This is a genomic window from Tenebrionibacter intestinalis (assembly GCF_016632365.1).
Taxonomy (GTDB): Bacteria; Pseudomonadota; Gammaproteobacteria; order Enterobacterales; family Enterobacteriaceae; genus Tenebrionibacter; species Tenebrionibacter intestinalis.
This window is the reverse complement of sequence record NZ_JAEPBH010000127.1, coordinates 1-1383: the sequence shown is the minus strand read 5'-3', so window position 1 is coordinate 1383 and position 1383 is coordinate 1. Positions and strand designations below refer to the sequence as shown.

Below are 1383 nucleotides of genomic sequence, written 5' to 3'. Positions count from 1 at the left end.
GTGTCACGGATGATAAGGCTGCCGTTGCTGATGGCCGGTTGCGACAAGACAGAAGATCGAGGTGCTGGCCAAGCCGGGGCAACTGATTGTCCGGCTGGCCGCTGATGGATAAGGCAGGTAAAAAGATCCCGGCCCAGTGGCTGGGATCATTTTATCTGCATGCTGTCTTATCACTTCCTATAATAAAAAAACCATAAAACTATCCCAGTTAAAGGTCCAATCCAAGTTAGCTCTAAACACATATATACATCATCTAATGTAATAGGAAACTTACTATTAACATCCCAAATTATCCATGCTCCCAAAAGTCGACCGAAAAACAACAATACAAATATAGCCAAAGCTAATGACCCACAGAGGTACAAAAGGATAAATAATGATCTCTTATTTTTTTTCATTTTCTGTACCTCCATTTTTCAACTTATCCTGAACCATACCAGATACGCCTGAGTCACTAATATTACCTAAGATAGATGGCAGCGGATCCGGCGATACAGGTTTGGATATTGTCCAAACTCCAGTTGAAACCCATTCATATTGTTTGGATATAGGGTTAAGCATTTTATCAAGTGGCACTTTGATTATGCTGCCAGCAATAGAACCTGCACCAGCGCCAATTGTACTAAGAAGCCCAGCTACAGCTGGATCATCTCCGTTAATTTTTGCTTGATAATAACCCCCAACCGCATTCCATGTTAGGGTTGGATTATAGCCTTTACCCGCAGTAATTGCGCCGACGACTCCGGAACCAATAACATCCGAAAGTTTCACTTCGCCAATTGGACTTGTCTTATATTGAATTGCTGCATTCGCTACCCCGGAAATACCTGCAACCAAGAGCTGCTCTTTAACGCCTGCACTATTAGTAATGATAGCCTTTGCGCCCATTATTGCCACCGGCCAGGAGGTAGGATCCATAACAACAGACATTACCTTGTCACCTGTCGTAATATTATCCTGCAGGAACTTGAGATCTATACCATTGAGATAATTCACAAGCGCTGCTGCATCTGGATCTTTTAACTTCTCATCTATTCTGAACTGAGATGCATGCGCATCATTAGCCACATTCGTGGCACCCTGAATCCATTCCTGCCAGCTCACACAGGCAACACCGCCCTCGGTACAGGCTTCAATCAGTTCCTTGCTGTTCTTGTTACTGATGTCGATATACTTCTCAATTACTTTATTGCAGTCACCGCCCGAAGCCTTACAGTCCTGCATTTCCGTATCAAGCTGCCGGGCCTCTTTTGAACTTAAATAGTTATTATTAATCGCGTTCTGCCCGGCCTGCGCCCCTGATACGGCATCCGCGGTGCTGTCACCCGCAATCCCGCCTGCCAGCCCAGCCGCCAGCGTGCCTAACGCGCTGATGGTCTGCTT

At 45.6% G+C, this 1383-nt stretch carries 1 protein-coding gene; it reads right to left on the bottom strand.

The annotated features are described in order from the left end of the window. Positions 1–384: 384 nt before the first annotated feature. On the bottom strand, positions 385–1383 hold a 999-nt coding region (locus JJB97_RS18025; protein ID WP_238715449.1), incomplete at its 5' end, for a VENN motif pre-toxin domain-containing protein.